The organism is Oleiphilus sp. HI0079, assembly GCF_001635105.1.
Map to the genome: position 1 here is coordinate 1 of NZ_LWFT01001191.1, position 1422 is coordinate 1422.

The window sequence follows — 1422 nt, forward strand, 5'->3', positions numbered from 1 at the left end:
AATCGCAGCAGAGAGAAGTCCCGCCGCATATAAAGTTCTAGTGATTTTCATCAAAAATAACCTCGTTAAATCCGGTTAGTTCCAGATTAGCGATAAACATTAGAATGAGTAAGACACGCTCACAGTCGCGTTATCACGGTCGTGTAACGGGTTGAAGCGACTGTTACCGTAATACGTTGTATAACCCACCTTGGCTTGGTACTTATTAAGGTAGTCGGCAGTCAGAGAAAGTCCAACCGTTTGACGACCTTCAATAAAGTTTGCACCAGGACCAGGAGCATAACCGTCAACATCATGAGCAAAAGAAAGTGTCGGTGTTAAGTTTACACCTGCTGCCACGTCGTTGTAGACCAAAGAAGCACGCACTCGATAACCCCATGAGAAGTCTGTGGTGTAGCCTTCCTTGTCACATGTGCCGTACGGATTTAGCGCAGAACACACATTCAACGCACCTGCGCCAAGATAGTCCGGTGTTAAACCAAATCCAGCCTGATCGTAACGGCCGTAGCGCATTTCATCTACATCCGGTAAATCATGTACGTAGGTTGCACCAATTTCACCAACGATTGCTAAACGGCTCGCGCCCATCGTCTGATCAATAAACGAAATACCGGTAAATTGAAGCTGCGAAATATTGTAACGATCAAAGCCCTGCTGATCTGTTCCGTAGAATCCCGATGCTTGCGCATCTGCATCCGTAACAAAACCATCTCCATTCACATCAGGAACCCGATTCTGGAAAACAGGAGAGTATTCATTACCGATCGCCCCAAACAATAAATCCTGAGAGTTGAACTGAATCGGCGCGTCCTCTTTGAACGAGTATTCACCTGAGAGCGAGACACCGCCAGGCGTCGTGGTGTTGAAACTAATACCGTAGAGCTTAATGTCTTGAGCATATTCAGTCTGATACGCCGCATTCGAGAAGTCGTTCTGAGCCAAACCGCTTTTACCACTTACGTTCGGAAAGCGACTGTGATATCGAATATGGTAGAAACCAAATTCAGTATCATTTAGCTCTGGAACATACCAACGAACCGCGACACCGTATTGGTCAGTATCTGGCGGTAGTTTGTCGCCTTCTCGATCAATCGTTAAACCACTTTGCTGGTTTGCACTATCACTCTTGTCGTTAGCGACATAAACAGGGCCGCAGCCATCCGCAACGTAGTCATTTGATGAGAAGAAAGTGCCGCAGTCATCGATTCTGGTCTTGTCGTACTCAAGCTGAACAAAGGCTTCAACGCCAACATTGTCCGTCAACCCTAATGAACCATAGAGCATGTTGACAGGCAACAACGCGTCTTTAATTTCTGATCCTGGTGCTCTAAACGCTGGAAGGTCAACCGGGTTGATTACATTGATACCATTAATGATAAACGTAGATTCACCCCAACTGACCACCTGCTTGCCAAGTTTGAC

General features: G+C 46.3%; 1 protein-coding gene. It reads right to left on the minus strand.

Features of this window, described 5'->3' with window-relative positions; all coding sequences use genetic code 11:
- Nucleotides 1-99: 99 nt before the first annotated feature.
- The coding region (locus A3750_RS21155) for a DUF1302 domain-containing protein (protein ID WP_068548775.1) at nt 100-1422 on the minus strand (1323 nt) is incomplete at its 5' end.